This window comes from Marinococcus sp. PL1-022, assembly GCF_033845285.1.
In the GTDB taxonomy this organism is placed as follows: domain Bacteria; phylum Bacillota; class Bacilli; order Bacillales; family Marinococcaceae; genus Marinococcus.
The window spans coordinates 1-19,399 of the sequence record NZ_JAWXCX010000002.1; the positions used below are offsets into that span (position 1 = coordinate 1).

Annotated in this window: 23 protein-coding genes and 1 pseudogene; 12 read left to right on the forward strand and 12 right to left on the reverse strand. The window is 33.8% G+C overall.

Annotation, left to right across the window (positions count from 1 at the left end):
* The 5 genes and pseudogenes from SIC45_RS16070 to SIC45_RS16090 all read right to left on the reverse strand — a co-directional run.
* Positions 1-451, reverse strand: a pseudogene (locus SIC45_RS16070) (hypothetical protein); the annotation flags it as partial.
* Between the two features lie 287 nt (positions 452-738).
* Positions 739-1,656 (reverse strand): hypothetical protein, encoded by a 918-nt coding sequence (locus SIC45_RS16075; protein ID WP_319632985.1) that lies wholly within the window; start codon positions 1,654-1,656, stop codon positions 739-741.
* Between the two features lie 337 nt (positions 1,657-1,993).
* Positions 1,994-2,500: a hypothetical protein gene (locus SIC45_RS16080; protein ID WP_319632986.1), complete on the reverse strand. Its 507-nt coding sequence runs from the start codon at positions 2,498-2,500 to the stop codon at positions 1,994-1,996.
* Positions 2,501-2,573: 73 nt separating this feature from the next.
* The gene (locus tag SIC45_RS16085; RefSeq protein ID WP_319632987.1) at positions 2,574-3,440 is read right to left on the reverse strand and encodes a hypothetical protein; all 867 of its coding nucleotides are present in this window, start codon (positions 3,438-3,440) and stop codon (positions 2,574-2,576) included.
* A gap of 293 nt (positions 3,441-3,733) precedes the next feature.
* Positions 3,734-4,381: a hypothetical protein gene (locus SIC45_RS16090; RefSeq protein ID WP_319632988.1), complete on the reverse strand. Its 648-nt coding sequence runs from the start codon at positions 4,379-4,381 to the stop codon at positions 3,734-3,736.
* A 153-nt stretch (positions 4,382-4,534) separates the two neighbouring features.
* On the opposite strand from SIC45_RS16090, the gene SIC45_RS16095 reads away from it, so the two are divergent.
* On the forward strand, positions 4,535-5,152 hold the full coding sequence (locus SIC45_RS16095; protein ID WP_319632989.1) for a hypothetical protein: 618 nt from the start codon (positions 4,535-4,537) through the stop codon (positions 5,150-5,152).
* On the opposite strand, the gene SIC45_RS16100 is transcribed toward SIC45_RS16095, so the two are convergent.
* A complete protein-coding gene (locus SIC45_RS16100) occupies positions 5,153-6,049 on the reverse strand; it encodes a nucleotidyltransferase (protein WP_319632990.1) in 897 nt (298 codons plus the stop codon).
* Between the two features lie 152 nt (positions 6,050-6,201).
* Between SIC45_RS16100 and SIC45_RS16105 the strand changes: the two genes are divergently transcribed.
* The gene (locus tag SIC45_RS16105) at positions 6,202-6,909 is read left to right on the forward strand and encodes a hypothetical protein (RefSeq protein ID WP_319632991.1); all 708 of its coding nucleotides are present in this window, start codon (positions 6,202-6,204) and stop codon (positions 6,907-6,909) included.
* A gap of 42 nt (positions 6,910-6,951) precedes the next feature.
* Positions 6,952-7,125, forward strand: a complete 174-nt coding sequence (locus SIC45_RS16110) for a hypothetical protein (RefSeq protein WP_319632992.1) — start codon at positions 6,952-6,954, stop codon at positions 7,123-7,125.
* 617 nt (positions 7,126-7,742) lie between these two features.
* On the opposite strand, the gene SIC45_RS16115 is transcribed toward SIC45_RS16110, so the two are convergent.
* Both SIC45_RS16115 and SIC45_RS16120 read right to left on the reverse strand, forming a co-directional pair.
* On the reverse strand, positions 7,743-8,345 hold the full coding sequence (locus SIC45_RS16115) for a nucleotidyltransferase domain-containing protein (RefSeq protein WP_319632993.1): 603 nt from the start codon (positions 8,343-8,345) through the stop codon (positions 7,743-7,745).
* A gap of 11 nt (positions 8,346-8,356) precedes the next feature.
* On the reverse strand, positions 8,357-8,944 hold the full coding sequence (locus SIC45_RS16120) for a recombinase family protein (RefSeq protein ID WP_319632994.1): 588 nt from the start codon (positions 8,942-8,944) through the stop codon (positions 8,357-8,359).
* Positions 8,945-9,197: 253 nt separating this feature from the next.
* On the opposite strand from SIC45_RS16120, the gene SIC45_RS16125 reads away from it, so the two are divergent.
* A complete protein-coding gene (locus SIC45_RS16125; RefSeq protein ID WP_319632995.1) occupies positions 9,198-9,338 on the forward strand; it encodes an aureocin A53 family class IId bacteriocin in 141 nt (46 codons plus the stop codon).
* An 87-nt stretch (positions 9,339-9,425) separates the two neighbouring features.
* On the opposite strand, the gene SIC45_RS16130 is transcribed toward SIC45_RS16125, so the two are convergent.
* Both SIC45_RS16130 and SIC45_RS16135 read right to left on the reverse strand, forming a co-directional pair.
* Complete coding sequence (locus SIC45_RS16130) at positions 9,426-9,716, reverse strand: hypothetical protein (protein WP_319632996.1); 291 nt, start codon at positions 9,714-9,716, stop codon at positions 9,426-9,428.
* Complete coding sequence (locus SIC45_RS16135; protein ID WP_319632997.1) at positions 9,713-10,012, reverse strand: DUF2089 family protein; 300 nt, start codon at positions 10,010-10,012, stop codon at positions 9,713-9,715. Before SIC45_RS16135 ends, SIC45_RS16130 begins: the two co-directional genes overlap by 4 nt.
* 144 nt (positions 10,013-10,156) lie before the next feature.
* On the opposite strand from SIC45_RS16135, the gene SIC45_RS16140 reads away from it, so the two are divergent.
* The 8 genes from SIC45_RS16140 to SIC45_RS16175 all read left to right on the forward strand — a co-directional run bounded on the left by SIC45_RS16140 (position 10,157) and on the right by SIC45_RS16175 (position 17,045).
* Positions 10,157-10,309: an aureocin A53 family class IId bacteriocin gene (locus tag SIC45_RS16140; protein ID WP_319632998.1), complete on the forward strand. Its 153-nt coding sequence runs from the start codon at positions 10,157-10,159 to the stop codon at positions 10,307-10,309.
* Between the two features lie 140 nt (positions 10,310-10,449).
* The gene (locus tag SIC45_RS16145; protein ID WP_319632999.1) at positions 10,450-10,932 is read left to right on the forward strand and encodes a PH domain-containing protein; all 483 of its coding nucleotides are present in this window, start codon (positions 10,450-10,452) and stop codon (positions 10,930-10,932) included.
* 23 nt (positions 10,933-10,955) lie between these two features.
* Entirely contained in the window at positions 10,956-12,404 is a 1,449-nt protein-coding gene (locus SIC45_RS16150) for a PH domain-containing protein (RefSeq protein WP_319633000.1), read from the forward strand.
* A gap of 60 nt (positions 12,405-12,464) precedes the next feature.
* Positions 12,465-13,376, forward strand: a complete 912-nt coding sequence (locus SIC45_RS16155) for an ABC transporter ATP-binding protein (RefSeq protein ID WP_319633001.1) — start codon at positions 12,465-12,467, stop codon at positions 13,374-13,376.
* Between the two features lie 3 nt (positions 13,377-13,379).
* Positions 13,380-14,372: an ABC transporter permease gene (locus tag SIC45_RS16160; RefSeq protein WP_319633002.1), complete on the forward strand. Its 993-nt coding sequence runs from the start codon at positions 13,380-13,382 to the stop codon at positions 14,370-14,372.
* A 69-nt stretch (positions 14,373-14,441) separates the two neighbouring features.
* Positions 14,442-15,035 carry a stage II sporulation protein M gene (locus SIC45_RS16165; protein WP_319633003.1) on the forward strand — a complete coding sequence of 198 codons (594 nt, stop codon included), beginning with the start codon at positions 14,442-14,444 and terminating at the stop codon, positions 15,033-15,035.
* A gap of 507 nt (positions 15,036-15,542) precedes the next feature.
* Positions 15,543-16,745, forward strand: coding sequence for a DNA sulfur modification protein DndB (locus tag SIC45_RS16170; protein ID WP_319633004.1), 1,203 nt, complete (start codon positions 15,543-15,545; stop codon positions 16,743-16,745).
* Between the two features lie 24 nt (positions 16,746-16,769).
* A complete protein-coding gene (locus SIC45_RS16175) occupies positions 16,770-17,045 on the forward strand; it encodes a hypothetical protein (RefSeq protein ID WP_319633005.1) in 276 nt (91 codons plus the stop codon).
* Between the two features lie 73 nt (positions 17,046-17,118).
* Here the strand turns inward: SIC45_RS16175 and mobV are convergent, their stop codons facing one another.
* Positions 17,119-18,537 (reverse strand): MobV family relaxase, encoded by a 1,419-nt coding sequence (gene mobV, locus SIC45_RS16180; RefSeq protein ID WP_319633007.1) that lies wholly within the window; start codon positions 18,535-18,537, stop codon positions 17,119-17,121.
* A 362-nt stretch (positions 18,538-18,899) separates the two neighbouring features.
* Positions 18,900-19,399: hypothetical protein (locus SIC45_RS16185; protein ID WP_319633006.1), on the reverse strand; the 500-nt coding region annotated here is incomplete at its 5' end.

Here is a 19,399-nt window from a genome sequence, read left to right on the forward strand (position 1 = left end):
CAACCAATTCATGTTTTATAATACTAGCTACAAAATCTGATAAGTGATCTGGCCCAAAGTTAGGAATAAAAACCATAAACTCTTCTGGATGGCGAACCAGATTATCCTCATACAAATGCTGTTCAGATATATAATCATATACAGCTGCCAATGAATCCTCAGAATTGCCAGTACCACGAGGTAATCTTCTAGAATACCCTAAAAATATTTCATTAGACTCTCTAGAATTAACAAATAAATTCCTAGCTTCCTCATTTCTATTATTTTCGTACAGATTGAAAACAGTGAAATGAAAGTCATTAATCTTTGCAGACCAATCACCATATCCTGGCTCAGCAGCTATTCTAGTTGGATCTAAAAATAATTCATTATCACCATTGACTCTTAGATTAAGAAATTCAAAATTTTCCTGTCCATGTTGTTCTAGCTCAAAATATTCTGAGATTCTCAATAAAATCTCCCCCTAGAAAACTATTCATCAACTACTTTATTTTCTTCAATTAATTCAGAATTAACCTCGTAACGATCAAAATCAGTTAATAGTCTTTTTTATCTTCAACGTAATTACCATTCCCCCAATAATAAAGTAGTTCATAAATATATTCTGTTAAGTCTTGTTCTTTATAGTGCTCAAGTTCGCTTTCTTTAAACAGGACGCGGTTTTCCGTTAATTGCTTTCTATTTAGGCTTTTATAAAAGACATCAAACACTTTTTGATTCACCAGGCAAAGTTATCAGTCAAATAGGCAGGTTTGCTAAGGCTTGCAATATTAGACTACTAGCTACGCCGCCCCCAGCATTAGTAGCTATTTGTTTAATTACATCCACTGCTCGGAATATCTTTGTACGATCCGGCTCATCTTTTTCTTTTTCTCTTTTTAGAAACTCTAATTCTTCTTCTAAAGAGATATGCTTTTCACTAGATAAATGTAGTTCACTCTTAAAAGAATCAACAACACGTGTTATTTTATCCAATTCAAAAGTTAACTGATTATTTGTCATAGACTGGGAAGAATCTTGCGTTCCTTGTTGAATCTGAGAATTACTAACACCACCGTTAAAAACATTGTTTATAGTCCAATGAAAATCTTTAGTATTTTCTTTTTCTAAATTAGAAAAACTCATTCCTGAACCCAATATTCCAGCTTTTTCTAACTCTAGAGCCCATTTCAAAATTTTATTTCTAACTTCATTAAGAATACTTTTAATAGCAGTAGTATTTATCCTTAATGAATATATCGTTTCACTATTTCCGGACAATAAATCAAAATCATATTGTTTAATTATTGAATTATCGAAATCACTAAAAGAAAAATGTACAAACTGGGGAGAATTTTCTACTGAATTCTCTAAATGACTAATTGAACTCCTTAAATATTTTTTCCCAAGATCATTTCTATCTACAATATCTTTATTTATATCAAGTAAGTTCCACTCACCATTAATTGATAATTGATAACCGATCTTTCCATCAAGAATTCTATAACTCGGTATCTTATCATTTCTTTTATAACCATTAAGCTCTTTTGAAATCCAACGCTCAGAATCTTCTAAATCTAATTTTTCAGCAACTAGAAAAGCTATTCTTAATAGAGTACTAACATCATTATCACTATAAATAGCTTTTTCCTGCAAATCCTTAACCAAACCAGACAAAGTAACCCCCCTAACTAATCAATTTACTTATAATAAATAAAATCATTATTCACTTATTTACTTTCATCAGATATTAAAAGTCGCTTTTTCTATTCTACCTAATTTCCATGACTTCGATGATAATACAATGTACATATGTATTCCGTTGGTTCTTTTTCTTTATAGTGCTTAAGTTCGCCTTCTTTGAACAACTTATTTGATTTTTTGAATAGGCCGGAATCCGCCATCAATTGCTTTCCTTTAGAAACTTAATCTTGTTACTACTCTTTTTAGGAATAACAATTGTCTCCTTCAGCTTATTCTCCGGCCACGTCTTCATTTATAAATTGTACGTATCTTAAGGTTTAGTTTTGAGTTTCTTTTTAATAAGAGAGGCACATAACTCATTTAATGGTTGTCCAATAGCTTCCCTATAATCAAATCCTAATAATTGCATAGTTTGAAGGGTTTTATAGTCTATGAGCTCGATAAAGTTTTCTAGGAGCTCGTCTTGCTTCTTCATTTTTTCTTCATACTCATCGCTCCAAAAAAGTTTTCTCCGGTGCTCGTCTACGGGGATGCTCCTATATAATTTTAGAAATCTTTTAAACGTCTCTTTAAGCATTTGGATATCCTCAGGCTGGATAACTATTTGCTCGTATAGATCTTTATATTGTCTAGCCACATTTTGTAAGTCAGATTTCTCTGATAAAAGAGTTTCAACTATATTGTCATATATTTCTTTTTGTTCGGTTAAAGTCTGTTCGTTTCTTGCTTGCTGTAATTCAGAAGTAGTCCATTCATAAGTATTTCTGTTTAAAATTTCGTTAAAAAGATTAGCAGCGTAAAGAGAATGAGTATTCATGTTATTTACCACCTTGATTTAAATTTAGTTCCCTAAATATATCGTCCTTTTAGGTGATTTTTTTATTAATTCTCTACTGCTGTAACCAATTTTGACGTAAAGGATGATCTTTAGACAGATGTGAATAAGGGTCACTAATTAGACCATGTTTGAATCGGCTTTTGTACAAAGTGTTGTCGAGACACGTTCGATAGTAAGCTATGTAGTTTTTAATTTCATCTTTTTTAGTATCCACTTCTTGTTTCACTAGCCTAATGACTTTTAAAGAAAGTCCTTTGGACTGGTATTCTTTTTCGAGCTTTTGAATTTTTTTATCTTCCGGTTCATTTGCTAAAGGATTTTTAATGATAGATAAATCATTGTTAACGTTCTTGTTAACAATAAGTTCTTTATTAATTTTAGTATTATTAGTTCTAGTATTATTAGTTGTCGAAATTGAACAGTTTAGAGTGTTGGAATTCGACACTCCAGAGTGTTCAATTTCAACACTCTGTGTATTCTCGGTATTTGAACTGCTATTCGCTTCATTATTGTCCTTAGAACCACTGTCATTATCAGAGTGTTTATTTTCAACACTCTTGTGTGCCGTGATAAATTCATTGATTTTTTCCGTGATGGTAAAATATCTTTTTTTGGGTAAGCCCATTTGTTTGGTTTCGATGAGCCCTAACTCCTTCAGCTTTTTTATCGCTTTGTCTTGCTTTGAACGTTTTAACGTTGTGTTTTCTTCCAGGTTTTCAATCGTCACAAAAAACCACTTAGCTTGGGCTGACTTTTCTTTATTATCGTCTACCAATTCCCCGCGTTTCGACCAATACTGAAAAAGAGAAACCAATTCCGAATAAATTGCAGCTGTTTCCAACCCAATTTGATGTGCTAATTTTTTGTTTACGACAATACTCCCGTCTGCTCTTAATAAATCGAGAATATTTAATGACATAATAAAAACCCCTTCTGCAATAAATTGTTGGAAGGAGTTCTCTCTACGACAAAGCTAATACCTAGCTAGGACCAAAAACAAAATCATATAATGAAAATTAAGTATACGAATCCCTTGCATGGGAAAGGGAATATGATACACTGATATTAACTTATATGTTTTTCATCTGTGCTAGATGATTTGGAGAGAAAACTCCTGAAAGCAATCGAGTTGCAGCTCGGTTGCTTTTTTCGTTTACTTACATATACCATACCTTTTTGAACCCCTATTTGCAATCGGATTTATTGGTAAATTTATCTATTCAATAGTCGTTGAAGCCAGCTTTTTGGAGGGGCTTCTTTTTTTTGTTCTGATTTATGTTTTTCTTGTACTTCGGGTTCGTATAATTGCTCTTTTGTGACATGTGTGCCGTCAATATAAGGTCTTTGTTCTTTTCTACCCTCTTCAAGATCTTCCTTTTCTGTTTCTAATTCCTTAGAAGCACCTGGATCATTTAACTTCTCTTCAATACGCTCTAATTTTTCCCAAAGCATATTTTCTCTTTGCTCAAAAGTTTCTTGCTGCTTCTCGATTAAGGCGTTTTGCTTTTGGATAATAGATTTAAGTTCATGAATTTCTTCTTGGAAAGATGAAAATTTCTCCCAGGTTTCACGATTCATTAGTCCTTGTTCGTCAGCATGAGGTTTATAAGACCCATTTTCTTCATTCATAATGTTTATAACACTATTTACAGCATCTTGTACTGTCATATTTGGTTGGTTTTTTAATTCTATAATACGTGAGAAAAGCTTCGCATCTTCTTCAGAAAATAAAATATGTCCTTGCTGATTTCTTCGAAAATGATGGCCGTTCTTTTCAATAAGTAGATAATATTTTCGAGCAGTACTTTCCTTTAGCCCTAATTTATCAGCTAAGTCTGTCATCCTATATTCTAAGCTCATAAAGTTTATAACTCCCTTATTATAATGTCTATATTCCTTGTAAACATTATAACAAAAGAAATGCAGTTCCAATCATGCTTTATAAAGATTATAATAGTAATTTCAACTACTATAATTAAAATTATTAAAGATGAAAATAGAGGCGGGGTTAATTTGTATAATAAAACACTGCATGCAAGAATTTTTTACTTTATTGTAGGCTTGGTTTTTATAGCTATATGGTTTATGAGAGGGTTTGAAGGTAGTATAAGCATAATATTTATTTCTATATTTTCAGCCGGAGGCATAACTATAACTCTTGATCATATTGTGCTAAGAAAAATTATATGGAAAAAGTGGCCAAATCTTTTGAAATTTTTAGTACCTATTCCTTATTTAGGCGGGGAATGGAAGGGAATTTTAAAATCTAGTTATGTGGATCCAGAAACTCAAGAAAAGGCCGGAATGATCGAAGCAAGAATTAAAATTACTCATGATTTTGATTCCATCCATGTTTTTCATGAAACGAACCAGTCATATAGCAGTAGCTATATGAGCGGCATAGTTGAACAAGGGCCTAACAGTTCTGAAAGTGAAAAATTTCTTTATTACTTGTTTGCTAACAATGCAGATAAAAATAGAGATAAAAATCCTCCGCATGAGGGGACAGTTAAACTTAGAATAAAAACAGAAGAAAATGGTGACCTAAAGTTAATGGGACACTATTGGACTAATAGAAAAACAATTGGTGAAATTTGTTTTTATAGAGAAACAACAAAAAGCTCTCGTTGATTAAGAGAGCTTTTTTTGAACAAACAAATAATCGTATGCTGCTTTTAAAAAATCATGTGTTTCTTCTAAACTGTATTTTCTACCAGAATGAAATAAATAAAGAAGCTCGGAAACCTCTCCCCAATGTTTACAGTTTTCTCTTTTTTCAGTATTGGCTAAAAGATATTCAAGAGCATTACTTACATCTTTGGATATTCTGTCATTATTAAAATAATTATTCGGGACATTAAAAACCAATGATTCAATTAAAAAGGAAGAAATGTTCTCAACATCATAATTTTCGTCCAGCATTTTATATTTTAGTCTTTTTAAAATACGAACAACCCTTTTATAACGTCTAGAGGTATTATTATTTTTTCTAACCCCATTTAAGTAATGTTGTTCAGGGAAATTAACAACTGATTCGTCACTTTGTTTGCCAAAAAATTTAGTCCCAGATATATAATTTTGTGAGCTATTGTATCTTCTATATTCTATACAAGGCACAACATCTGCATCTACTCTGTAAGAATTTGATTGAACTTTTATAGATTTGTCGCCAAAATCGACATTTCCACGACCAAAGGTATTTATAACTGCTTCTTCTACTTCTTGCCTATAAGTATGAAATGGATAATTACCGTCTGTATGGCCAAAAGTCTTAGCATTCGCTCCTTCAGGATATTTTGGATAAAAAACATCTGTTAATTTAACGGCTACATCTACATCGCTGTTAAGTCTAACGTTTGTGTTATTGTGATAGGAACCTTTTGGTATAATTTGAATATTTCTTGAGGATAACTTTGGTGAAGCATCAATTGCTTTTCTAATCATTTTAGTGGCATTTTCTGATTTTTGGTTCTCAGAATCACTAGATCTTTTAGACCAGTTTCTAAGAGTATTTTCTAATTTGTCCATGTCTTTACCCCCAATAATTTATTGATTTTCATAGTAACATAGTTTATCAATAAAAGAGATCGTATGTTCGCTTTTGTGTAATAAAAAAACAATTAACCTCTTTATTTTCACTTCCCCCAAGCATAATTTAGAGAAAAGTAAGGTGAATCTAAGTGGAAATCACTGCTATATTAACTTTCATTTTTATACTTCCAGGATTTATATCTTATTTGGTAGTTAAACATCATACTATAAGTTTCGGTGAAAAAGCAGATGCTTTTGAAAAAACTTTAATATCGTTATTATTTGATGTTCCAATATTTTTGACGACCATATTAATATCAAGTCAATTGGGATGGGATAAAGGCCTTCCTGAAACTCAAGATATATATTCTGCTTTCAACATAATTGATGATTTAATTAAAATAGCTATAACAGCTCTTTTTTTCTCCATTGCCTATGGATACATGTTTTTATTATTTATCTGGTTTATTGGAAAACTTCCTAACCCAGTTAAATTATTTTTAGATCTAATTTTAAAATGTGAATTAATAAGAAATTGCGTAAACGGAATTCGGGACTTTTGGAGAAAGTATATCAATAATAGTAATTCTAAATTTTTTAGCAGTGTTTGGCATGAAGAATTTGTGCAGCCAAATGATATACTCCCTGTAAGTATTTGTAATATGGAAGGTGATGTAATTTCGGAAGGTTTTTTAAAAAAGACCTCACTCTCTGGGAAAATGGAGGACTTAGAGATAAAAGTGGTTGGAGAGAAAATGTTTCGGGAGGCTCAACGACAAGATAAGTTTAAAGAAATTGATTTTACTTATCTCCACCCCACAAGTAATTTAAAAATCATTGTTTACAAAGTATCATAGTTTAATTCTCTACTAACTATGATATCAAAGGAGGTGAGATAGATGGCCAAAGATAAAGAAAATCGTTCCAATAACAAACAAGGCAGAGATGAACTAATTGAAAAAAGGCACGGGACCAAAGATAAAAATGATGATTATTTGGAGACACTTAGGGTCGAATTAGAAAGAGGAAGAGAGAAAGAGAAAGAGGAGGAGCATAAAGAGAACGACTCTTAATGTTATTTTATGACTCAGTCGAAGTGTACAAATATTGCTTAAAAGAGTTTAATGACTTTAATTCCTTATAAGTTACATGGACCATTCCCCCTGCTGAACGACAGGCAGGGGGAATGGTCTAATTCGTGTATACGGCTGCATGGCTTATACGGTGCGGGCTTCCGATAATGTGCACTATGTATAGTATTTATGCATTTAGTAATTGGCTAAAATGTGCTACTATAATGGGGAGAGAAGATATCTGCATTCAAGTACCATAAGAAAACCCCACGTGCCGCTAACACGTGGGGTTTTTTCATTATTGGATTTAGTCACCCTAATCATCCTTATGACGATTATAAAACCAATAAAGAAAGACGTTTCCTGTTATCATCACGACAAGAGGAAACACAAGTTCTGAGAAGATATACTGCAATCCAAGCACCCCCCTTCAAGTGAAAAGTCCACTCGGGGATTACCGGGTGACTGCATGTATTCTAACACGTAAAGACGTCCAGAGATTTCTGAACGTTATCGTGGATCAGAAATAGGATTCTTCTTCCGATAAGCGCAATTATGTTGAACATGAGTTGCTTGTAAACGCTGAAATCAGGTATGTTCGTTCGATTATGTTCTTTTTAAAAGTACTTTAACCAATGGTGGCCTTCTGGGAATTGCTTATTTAACGATGCTTCCAGCCACTGTTTCTCTTGTTTGTCTAAACGAGGTAAAACATTTATCAAATCTTGAAGGTCTTGCTCTCGAATCTTTGAAGATCCTCCTTTATAAAGGAGTTGGATTTCTGGTTTGATATAAGGAATACCGTTCGTTGTTTGTCGAAAGACCTTGGTTTTTTCTAACCGAATAGATGGTTCTCTTCTATACATCCAATCTTCTGCTGCGTTATCCATAAGCATCACTTGAAAGGCCCATGGTGAACGTTCCCTCTTACTAACCCAAACATCATTAATGGATGTTAAATGCTCCCCTTCATGCCAGTGTTTCAGTACTCCCTGCTGCGCTTTATATAATACCCAATCTTCTTTTAAGTAATGGTATAACATTTGTTGATCTTTTCTATATATAGCCACGTCTATATCAGCATGTTCTCGGGTTTGATGACCTACATGGATATCAAGCGCCCAGCCGCCTGCCATAAACCAATGTATGGGAATTTTAGAGAATAGGGTATGTAATTCCTCGATGGTTAACGGATGCCAATTATGAAGATCATTTCTCATCTTCATCCCTCCTAGTGGCCGTCACGTTTACGCTTGGCATAAATAGTCGAACGGGGAACGCCCGTCACTTTCACAATATCATTCACGCTCATCTTATTGGTGGCACGGTTTTCGAATAGTTGGAGGGCTTGCTGAACGGCCTTCTCCGTTTGGCCCGGACGGCCCATATGCTTCCCCTGGGCTTTGGCCCGTTCTCTTCCTTCCGAAGTACGTTCTCGGATAAGATCTGCCTCAAATTGGGCAAAGCTCCCCAACACATTGAATAACAGTGTCTGCATGCTGTTAGTGTCCTCTCCAGCGTGAAATTCCATATTATCTTTCAGAAACAAGACGGAAATGTCTTCGGCTGCCAGTTCATGCACGATGTTGTTGAGATCGATAATTGAACGGGCCAGACGATCAATCTTCGTCACCACCAGGGTATCGCCCGGACGGGCATAACGAATGGCTTCTTGTAATTGTTCTCGCTCAGTGGTTGTTGTTCCTGTCCCTTTCTCGGTAAAGATCCGATGGCAGCCGGCTTCTTCCAACAGCTGCTGCTGGGAGCTGAAATCCTGATGAAAGGTCGAAACGCGTGCGTAACCAATACGCTGGGTCATGGGTGTCCCTCCAAAGTGTCTAAAAGTCTGCAATCTATTGTACTTCTCATTATAGACGAACTTTTAGATGGAAAACACCCCGTTTTTGACGATAAAAACAGGGTGTTGAGGGCACTGTCCAGAAGTTAAAATTTTTAGACAAAAAAAGATCATTTTTTGTTTAAGTAACTTGAAATAAAAACCATAAATAGATACATTTGTAAAAAGTAACATTCAAACAAAGTGCCTATAATCATGTTAAGGAGGTGAGATTTTGAATGATTTTTTGCGTTTCATAGTTCGACTTGGTGCAAGAACAACTCAATCGGTTTTTCAAAACAAAGTGAATATTTTGAGTTGGTTAAAGACAGGGACGTCACCTGACTGGATTATAGAAAAGATCAAAGATATTTAGATCTAAAGTTAAACTTTCAATGAAAAAGATAGAAAGCTTCCGGCCTAACATACCGGAAGCTTTCTATCTTTTTTTAATCATATTTTCTTAGATATCTTTAGATTTCATTTTTCTTAGTTCTTTATTTTGTTTTTCGGAAAATTTATTTCTCCCACTCACCCATTCAGCCATTAAAATAATAAAACCAATGGTAACAAACAAAAGGTAATAGAGTGAATCAGATGTATTGCTAAAAATATCAAAATGTAAGGCGATATATATAGTTGCAATTATATATATAAAAGGGATTATTCCACCTAGATAAGGGTTTTTAAAGCTTGAAAGTAAAAATTGTAATCCAATAATTCCTAGTCCTATTGCTATCCATAAAAGTCTCATTGTGTATCACTATCTTCCTCTCTAAATTTATTAATTAATAGTTTAGCATCATCAAGCGACAATCGATCTTCTACTGACAACTTTTTAATGAGAGCAACTAAACCTTCTTCTTCATATTTAGCAGAATTTATTTTTTCGATAACATTATTTAACCTAACTCGAACAGTTGGATAAGAGACTTCATATTCTTGAGCTATTTTTTTTAATGAGCCAGAAGACACAACAAATCTTCTTATAAATTCTAAATCTTCATTATCTAAATTTTTCAACCAAACTATTTGCCTACTTGAAAACATAACAATCTCCTAATCTTTATTAAATTGTAATATTAATTGTATTTTTATGAAAATATTGGTAACATTTCCTGTAGAAAATTCAAACAATTATGCTCCAACATAATCATTTGAATTTTCGACAAAAATATTTAGGGAGTTGAAAACATGATAGCAGTTTTGAGAGCAGCAGCAACAGCAGGTAAAGCAGTTTACAATTTCGTGAAAAACAACATTGGACGTGTACGTCGTTGGGTCGCGGACGGATTAGCGGTAGACGCTATCATTCAACGCATTAAAGAAATCGTTGGTGCGGACTAAGTAGTTCTCTAAAGGATACTTTGAAGATCAAAGGCGGTATTAGGTTACTGTCTTTGATTTTTCTATTTTACAATTAAATGTTAACATATAATTTAACATTTTCAAACATTTATTGAATAAAATTAAAGGTAAGGTTATAAATGACAAACACACAACCACAAAAATTGTCTTTTAAAGCCATGAAAGTATGGAGAATAGAAAGTTTCGTCACTTATTCTATACTTATATGCCTATTGAGCGTTTTTCTATTTTTAATAAATCAATTTAACTGGGCTGAATGGTTAACGAAAGCAACGATAGTTACATTAATAATTATATTTTTATTTGCAGTTTACGAAATTTTATTAGTGCCTGGTTTTAGATATAAAAGGTGGCGATACATAATTTCTAAAGATTTTATCGAATTAAGAAAAGGTAATCTTTTTTGGAAAAATACTTGGATAATTCCATCTCAGAAAATACAATACGTTTCTATTGATCAAGGCCTGATTGCTCGAAAATATAAAGTATCAAATATAAAAATTGGAACTTTATCTTCTATACATGAGTTACCTACACTGGAAGAAGATACGGCTGAAGAATTAAGAAAAAAGATAGTGCATATTTCGAATTCGAATGCCTAATAAAATATTAAGGAGCGACCTTAATGTTGAAACATGAAAGATTACACGTAGCATGGATAATTATTCTGCTTGGTAAAAATATAAAAGAAATTATTACCTTGGTTTTAGGTAGTGCTGTTTTAATTCAATGGTTGTCATTTGAGGGCGCAAAATTCACGGTGTATATTGCAATAGGAGTTTATATGTTTTTCTTGTTAATCCACACTTTCTTGAGTTGGTTTAACTTTAAATATACTGTTAATGAAGAAGGAATTTCTGCTGTCGAAGGAGGAATAAAAAAGACTAAAAAGTTTATTTCTTTTTCTAAAATTCAAGGCGTACATATTCACATAAACGCTATAAATAGGTTTTTTAATTTAGCAGCCATTTCTATAGATTCGTCTAGTCATAATGAAAATTCCAATTTGATTCTGCCCGCGATTTCAAAAAAACATGCAAAAGAATTGGAAAATTACATCCATAGTAAATCAGAAATTGAAAATAACAATGTGAATACATACACAAATACACACCTGGAAAAAAAGCAAAAACATAACATGTCTACCAAAGAAATACTTTTAATTTCCATCTTTTCTATTGAATTTATAATGGTAATTCCCTTTGTGTTTTTGATCTATAATTATGGAAGTAAAATTCCTTTAGTCGATAAATATATCGAGTCATTAATAACAATAATACCAAATAGCAATTTAGGATTTTCGATAACCGTTGCAGCGGTTGTCTTATTCTCATTAATCTATGGGCTAATTACGAGCATCTTAAAATATGGAAATTACGAAACAATTTTTGACAAAAAGAGCATATACATAAAGCGCGGTCTTTGGGAAAAAAACGAATATGGAATAGATAAGAAGAATATAAGTGGTCTAAAATTCACATCTAGTATTGTAACCAGGTTTACGAAGTATGGTAATTTAAAAGTTTTATGTACTGAAGATAAATCTAGTTCTGATACAGATATCAAAAAAGTATATACTATACTTCCCATTATAAGCTTTAATGAAGTCAACTTATTTACAAAGTTAGTTAACCCTAAATATTTGTTTTTAAGAGAAAAAGACAGATTGCCTATTCAATCACTAATATTGAAACTACTAAAAGCCACAGCTTTATTTTCAATATTATGTTGGGCTAATTCGATTTCTTATCAAATTGGCTTTTTTAAAATGCTAATAGTTCTGTTACTAATGTTAAGTTTTCAGGTCTTAAAATTCAGTGCTACAGCTTATAATATTCAAAACTCTTTTACACAAATTCATACTGGTTCATTAGCAAAATTTATATTCATTATTGAGCAAACAAACATTCATGGAATGTTTTTATCTCAAAATATTATTCAAAAATTGTTTAAAGTAGCTACAGTTAAAATCTCACTTCAATCTCGTAGAGATAAAAAAATAGCGTTAAAGGACATAAAAATTCAAGACGCAGAAAAATATTATGCATGGTATAAAGAAAGATTAATCAAATGACTCCCCAAAAAAATTTAAATCCTATTAAATTACTAACTACTTACATTAAGGAGGAGTGGAATGAGCTCTGGCATAGAAATTACAAATCTAAAAAAAATGATAAAAAATAAAGAGATAGTAAAAGGATTAAACTTCACAGTCAATCCTGGAGAAGTTTTCGGTTTTATTGGTCCCAACGGCGCCGGTAAAACCACTACCATTAGAATGATGGTTGGTTTAATAAGAATCTCTGAAGGCGATGTAAAAATAAACGGCAACAGCATTAAGACAAACAAAAAAGAAGCATTGAATTCAGTTGGAGCTATAGTAGAAAATCCAGAAATGTATCCTTATATGACTGGTTACCAAAATTTAAAATATTTTGGTCAGTTGAGTGGTGTGAAATCTGAGACAAAAATAAAAAACATTCTAAACCTTGTGGGATTGAACGAAAGTTCAAAAAATAAAGTTTCTACTTATTCTTTAGGAATGAGACAAAGATTAGGTATTGCGCAAGCTTTGATACATGACCCTAAAGTGCTCATTTTAGATGAGCCTACCAATGGATTAGATCCGAATGGAATATTCGAAATGAGAAAATATATTAGGAAAATTGCTTTTGAGCAAAATATTGCAGTAATTGTTTCCAGTCATTTAATCAATGAAATCGAACTTATGTGTGATCAAATAGGCATCATTAAGCAAGGAAAAATGATTGACCTAGCGGAAGCTAATTATATCAATGAAGAACAAGAATTTGTTTTCAAAGTAGAACCCTACAATAAAGCGATTGAACTCTTAAAACAAAATGAGGCCAATTTTCATTTCGAAGCTAATGAAGAAAAAATAATATTATACTGTCCAGAAGAAGAAATACCTAAAGTTGTAGACTTTTTTGTAACTAATGAAATTAAAGTTTTTAGGATTGAAGAAAAAATAGAGCGATTAGAAGAAAAATTTATGGAATTAACACAAACAACAAAAGGTGATTAAAATATGTTGGGTTTGGTAAAAAATGAAATAAAGAAAGAATTTGTAAAAAAGACGAATTATATTATTCTAGTAGCAATTATATTAGCATCTTTTTTGTATGTCCTGGCTCCCATTTTGTTTGTAGGGGAGGCAAGCAACACTTATTCCTCCGGAGAAGGTTGGAAAAAAGATACTCAAGAGTCTATCGTCGAAAGAGAAAATGAGAATGCATCTATACAAAATAGCTCGAATAATGAAGAATTGTCGTTTAATGATTCAGTTACTGTAGAGGCCAATAATGCAACAATCGAGAAGTTAAACTATCACTTAGAAAACGATATCCCGCCTGCTGACAGCTTTAATTTATTTGATAATTTAGCGCAGTTGTCAAATTTCACTATAATTTTAAGTGTCCTAGCGATTTTTTTAGCTAGTAGTATTGTTTCTAAAGAATTTAATATAGGTACGATCAAACTATTATTAATTCGCCCATATAGTCGCAATCAAATATTAGGAGCAAAATATATCGCTATGCTTGTAATCATTACTTTATTTTTAGCGACATTAATATTGTCTACTTCTATTTTCAGTATGTTTTTTGCTTCAATTAATCCGACTATTAATTATGTCTTAGAGAGTAATTCAGGATATACAGATGTTAACTTTATTTCATACTTATCAAAAATGATTATTGGAGATTTATTTTATCTGTTTATAGTAGCTACTGTGGCCTTTGCGATTTCTACTATTACAAACTCTTCTAAAGCAGCGCTTAGTTTAAGTTTGTTATTGGTTTTAATGGGTTCTTCTATCGTAAATACAGTAGCAGCTAGAACTGAAACAGGTGCTAAATATCTTCTAATGTCTAATTGGGATCTAAATAACTATCTCGTAGGAAATAGCCCTCCAATCTCTGGGTTAAATTATTCTTTTTCAGCGTTCGTTAGTATTCTTTACTTAATAATTATTGTATTCTTTACTTTTTATGTATTTAACAAAAAAGATGTAACAGTCTAGATGAATTTTCCGCTAATCCAGTTTTGTCATCACTAGTTTTTCAAAAGTCTTTACTTGGGAAGATCCACTATGTATAAAAACTTATGGAAAATATATAAATCCCAATATCATCGCACTTTTTTATGGACATGGGGGGGGTTTCTTTTAATTTTAGTTTCTTCTTATTTTGTCGCATCTTTATTAACAATAGATTACAAAAATTTTATTGAAGATCTTGGCAGTGATCAAGTAGATAAAACAAATGAAGGAACACCTAGTTATGTTTGGCATATCTTTTTGAATAATATTATGGTCCCTTTACAAATGATACTATTAGCATTAGTTCCGATTCCGTTTCTTTTCTATATTGTATTGCTTTATAACGCTGTAATATATGGTTTTATAATTTTTATTTTTCAAGATTTGGAAGAGAATTTTTTTAGATTATTTCTATCAGAAGTCCTTTTTCATGGAGTGATAGAAATATCTGCATTTATCTTAATGTCATGCTTAATATTTCACTTTCAATTATCAATTATAAAAAAAATAATTGTTAAAAATCGCGAAAAGAAAAAACAAAATGTGAGTTCAATACTATTAGCAAAACATTTATTAATATTTTTATTTTTCATCATCCTCCCACTAATTGCCTTGGCAGCAATTGGTGAGGGAATCAGTCAGTAAATTTGCATTTTAAAATGAATTCGCTAAAAATATATGCTTACATACATTATATGTTGTACTACTGAGTAATTGATGTTAATCATTAGCCGATAATGTGCATTATGGTAACTAGATCATGGCTGAAAGCCCGATAAATCAGGGTTTGGCCAAAAGCGCATGAAAAGCGCCATGCAATTTTCATACGGCCCTGCCAGGCCGGGCGGTTCCGGGGCCGTGTCCGGCCCGCACGGACACCCCACTGCATAAACCCCTGGCTCCGAATAACCGGTGCAGTGGGTATTTTTCGAGAAGAACATCGTTACGGTAGATGAAATTATAATCGTCCATCCTTTGTTTTAAAGGATGGACTTTTTATGAAAAACATTAAATAGGATGTTTTTCATAAAAAAATAGACGTAAAAATATGTTTTTAAAATTTATTACGTTTTATAGTTGACGTAATAAATTTTAAATGATACGTTATTAATAGCAAATGAGACATAAAAAATCTGAATGGAGTGATTATCAATGCAAGCACACAATGTTAAAAGCATGAGCTTAGGTAGCCCCACAAATACAATTCAAATTCCAGCCCTCAAATATAGGAGTGGCCAAAGGATATGGTACGCTGCCACGATTCCTTACCAAACCTTAGGAAAATTCATCCAAACCTCTGCAGTTAAGAAAAAAAATCAACAAATCATTCAAAAAGATATTAAAAACAGATTTTTAGATAAAAACCATAAAGAAGGCATCAAAAATTATATTAAAGAAGAAAAGGAATTCACCCTGCCTCCTATTACCCTTGTTTCCTATGAAAAGCTAGACTTTAGACCTTATCAATTTGAAGGCCAACAAGTCAACGAACAAGAAATTTTGGAAGGTGGCGGGTCAGTCGCCGGAATAATTGTACTTCCCATCGACTACGAGTTTGAATGTTTAGACGGCAATCACCGAACCGCAGCTATTAGAGATTTAGCTAATGAATCTGCTGATAACATTGCCGAAAGTAGCATGCTTTTAAACATCGTTCATGAAGATAGACCGAAAAAAATTAGACAAGATTTCGTAGATGTAAACAAAAATGCTAAACAAACAACTTCCTCAATCAATACTTTGTTTAATACGAGAGATCCTATTTCAAGTATAGTCGTAGATTTAACCGAAGAGATCGAATATCTAAATAATACGACAGAGCGTTTGTCGACTAATGTAAGCAAACTTTCAAAAGATATTTACACGATTAATAACCTTAAAAATGCAGTAATCGAAATGGCAGGGTTTAATTCTCAAGCCAGCAGTACCCAGAAGGTTAAGGATTTCTTTAGTGACGAAGATCATTCGAAACTTATTAAAGAGCATGGCAAAATGTTTTTTGAAAAATTAAAAGTGAATGCAGCTATAGCTGAAGCTCTTAGAAACCCGGAAAAAACCCCGGAAATTAGAAATCAATATGTCATAACCACAGGTACAGGAATGGTCATTGCCTCTAGAATCGCAGGGTATATCTTCAGTCATTATGATCATTCCTCCGAGCAAGAACGGGAACTGGACCGTTTATTTTCCTACGATTGGTCTAGAGCGAATAAACTATTCTGGGGAAGAGTGATATCCAATGATAAAATTCTTAACTCCAGGGAATCTATTGCTTCTACAGTCGCTAACTTAAAACACGACTTCGGTTACGAATTAGAAGAAAATGAGTACAAATATCTCAATAATAATTACTAAAACAATTATGAAAGGATGATACAAATGCCTGTCTTATTTGTAACTTATGATTTGAATTCACCAGGGCAAAATTATGAAAATCTCATAAAAGTTATCGAGAATAACAGCATAACTTACTTCACCCGATGGAAGTCCAGCTTTTTAGTAAAAAGTCGCCTTACTCCTGAAGAATTTACAGATGAGGTAATACCTTATCTAGATAAAAACGATAACTTTATAGTTATTGAGGTGAAAAACAATAAACAGGGTTGGCTTTCTAATGACGATTGGGACGCCATTAACAACCACATCTTTAATTAGTAGAGCGATTAGGGGTTCATTCTTATCAATAAAAATATGCCTGGAGGAATATATTCCTCCAGGCATATTTTTATTAAATTTCCATTCCCCGGTCCCGATGCTTTCGCTTTTGAACTCCTAGCGATGTCGTTTCTTCTTTCATCACGTCAGGTACTCGATACCCGGTATCTTCTTTTGTTTCTTTGTGGGCTTCCCGTTTCATTTTTGGCAGTCGTTCTTCCCATTCCTTCGTCACCTGACCGCCAGCCTGATCTTTCTCCTGCACCCAAGATTTCATCTTCCCGTACATTTTTCCAAGGAACTCCCGGACATACTCATAGTTCTCCCATTGCAAACCTGCTTCTTTCATATGCTCTTTGGCACTTCTCATCATACCTTCATATTTGGCTTTCCATTCTTCTTTTTTCGTTCGCTCTTCCTCTCGTTCTCCATGCAGTCGTTTCGATATTTCTTTTTGTTTCTGCAGCTCCGTTTTCAGTTGAGCATTTTCTTTTCGGTACGGCTCGACTTGCTGTTGCATTTGAACACCATGATGGGCCGCCTGCTTGAATCGTTCAAAGTCTTCAAGTGGCATTTCAACCGTATCTTTGAAAAACTTCTTTTTTGGTTCAGCTCGCTCAACAATCTCCTCGATATTCTCTAATTTACCGTTCTGTTCATCCGCTTTCCGGATCATCGCTTGTTTCTGCTGCAGCTCCTCTTCAGCTTCCTGTACTTGTTCTTTCAACTTTTCCAAATTCCCCGTCTGGAATTTGGCTTCATTCATTTTTTCTACAGCTGCGTTCAGTTGGCCATTCATCTTTTCCAGTTGCTTTTCCGTTTGGTTCAACTGCTTTTGAGCCCGGTCTTGCTTCTTTAAGGTGCTTTCAAACTTGCTGTCGGCACTCGCTGCTCGTTTCTCGGCCGTCAGAGCCTTGAAACGGCGTTCCTCGATGTGTTTCTTATCGCTAGACACCCCACGTTCCAAATCAAATCCCTGGGCCTTCACAAAGCCTGCATAGTCATCCTGTAACTCCACTAACTGTTTCGGCTTACCAAAGAAGTCTTTGGCTGCCAATCGACCATCATCGGTGAGAGGAACAAGCCCTACGTGCATGTGGGGTGTTTTTTCATCTTTGTGAACCATCGCATACGCAATGTTTTCTTTGCCGTATCGTTCCTGAAAAAACGTTAAAGAATCCTCAAAGAACTGTTTCTCTTCTTCCAGTGTTAGTCCATTAAAAAATTCTTCGTCCGAAGACACTAAAAAGCTCGCGATCCGGACTGCATCTTTTCGTACTTTCGTTTTTACTGTCCGGCCTTCCTCAATTCGTGCTTCCACCTGTTTGTTATAATCGATGGGTCCATCATGAAGTAAATCATAATTTTCCGATGATCGAACTTCATCAATATCCATATTTGTTTGGCTTTCCCGTTCTCGTTGATTATGTATCTGGATGCCTTTGAGGTCTTTCTGTTTGAACTTTTGCATTCGGAGAACTACGTAACTCATGGCCTGGAGCACCACCTTAAAAGTAAGATCACAACCACGAAGCGTAGCACACTACACTTTGCAAGCAAAGTTTCGGTGCTCTGCGAGGCCGGCTGGCTCTGCCAGGTGCTTCTCCGAAGCACAACAACCACCCCATTCCGAACGTCCCTGAGGTTCATCCGGCCAACGACAGCCCGTTGGATCGCTTCAGTCTCCGACGGTTCTGTCGAGGACGAAGCCAAAAGGGAGAAGAGTGTTTTCCCTTTTGGCTTCGTCCTCGACAGCCTGGAAACCATTTTTAGTTCGTCAATTCTTAATCCTCCATTGGCTTCGCCAAAGTCCGGTTACATTGACGAACTAAAAATCTAAAGAGAAATAAATTACTACTCTTCTTCCTCACTAAAATAATTCTCCCAATCCTCATCATCCAACTTATTAGAATTCGTACCTCTTTGAATATTGTAGATTCTGTCTCTTTCAGTCTCTATCAAATCAGTATTTGTCCTCGTTTGTTCAATAAGATAATCCTTAACGGATCGACCTTCATTCGTAACTTCTTCATCTCTTATCAAATCTTTTTTTGCAAATCTTTGACCTTCCGTTCTATTTCTATGAATATCACTATTCATATCACGGTGTACTTCCTGTCTCCACGTAATTACTACCTTCATAAGATATTCCTCAGGTCCTATTAAGAACTTTTTCACTACCAATCTTTTAGGAAGTAATAACAATGGTTTCATTCTTCCAGCATCCTCGTCCCAAACCTCTGGCACAAACTGAGTTTCACGTTGCCACTGGTGGTCAATACTATTCCAAAAAGCATAATGAAATTCGTTATTTCTAGGAATATTATTTAAATCAGATTGTCTAATAGTAAATT